This is a genomic window from Dactylosporangium sp. NPDC048998, assembly GCF_043197855.1.
In the GTDB taxonomy this organism is placed as follows: Bacteria; Actinomycetota; Actinomycetes; order Mycobacteriales; family Micromonosporaceae; genus Dactylosporangium.
In genome coordinates, this window is record NZ_JBICTV010000106.1 from 1 (window position 1) to 1212 (window position 1212).

The window sequence follows — 1212 nt, forward strand, 5'->3', positions numbered from 1 at the left end:
TGTCGGCGATCACGTAATTCCCCCATCTGACGGGGTTTCGATCACGTAATTCGGTTCTGTCGCGGGAAGTGTGGTGGGTGTTCGGGCCGCGGGTCAGTTGGGTTGAAGGATGCGGCGACGGAGGAGGTCGAACTTCGCCCGGCCGTACATTTGCCGTTTCAGCATCTTGACGCGGTTGACCTGGCCCTCGACGGCGCCGGAGCTCCAGGGCAGGGTCAGTCCGGCGGTGACGGCGGCGAGGTCCCGTTGCAGGCCCTTGGCGAAGGAGTGCAACTGGACCAGGTCGCTGGCCAGCACAGCGGCGATCCACTGCGGCAGGCGGGCGCCGCGCAGCTTGCGCATCATGTCGGCGAAGTCCTGGACGTGGCCTGCGAGCGCGTCAAGGGCGGGACTGCGCCGGCGGATCGCCTCGAGCTTACGCTGGTCGTCGATCTTGAGCTTGGCCGGATCACTCATGATCCATTTTGCGACCCGACGCGGTTTCGGTGGTGGAGGTGTGCTCGGCGCGGGTAGGCGACGGCGGGTGCTGCCCTCGACGGGCCGGAGCGGTTGGAGGTACCGGCGCAGGGTCTGCACGCTGCCGCGGTAGCCCTGCTCGCGGATCTCGGCGTATAGCGTCGCGGTGTCGGTGCAGCCGTCGTTCCATCGCTGGTGCAGGTAGGACGTGTATGGGTCGATGAGACTGTCTCGTCGGGTGTTTGCGAGGAGTTCGTCGATGCTGGTGGCGTCGGCGAACCGTCGGACGGTCTCCCGGTCCAGGCCCAGCCGGCGGGAGACCTCGGCGCGGGAGGCGCCCTCGGTCAGCAGTTGCTGCACCTGGGTGTAGCGTTCGCGGGTGCGGGTCACGAGCCGGATCTCTCTACCTGGCAACGTCGCTGGCTGCTCGGACTGTGGTAGCGGGTTCGGTTGTGGTGGTTGAGCAGGCTCGGTGGGCTCAATGGGCTCGGTGGGTGGTTCGGCGAGGCTGGCCCGGTGCGCCACGACGACAGCTTCGACGGCTTCGCCGAGGTTGTGCCAGAGATGCCAGCGATCTGCGACCTGGATCGCGTCCGGCGCGCCGGCAGCGGCGCCGTCGGCGTAGGCTCCGGCACGGTCCCGGCAGATGATCTTGGCGCCGGGATGGGCTCGCAGCCACGCGGTGACGGTGTCGGCCTCCCGGTCGGGCAGCACGTCAACCGGCTGGTGGGTGTGCATGTCGAGCAGGATGGTGGC

The 1212-nt window shown here is 68.2% G+C and carries 1 protein-coding gene; it reads right to left on the reverse strand.

Annotated elements, in window-relative coordinates:
* Nucleotides 1–93: 93 nt before the first annotated feature.
* Nucleotides 94–1212 (reverse strand): transposase (locus ACGFI8_RS48040; protein WP_392815839.1); only part of this gene is annotated, 1119 nt, incomplete at its 5' end.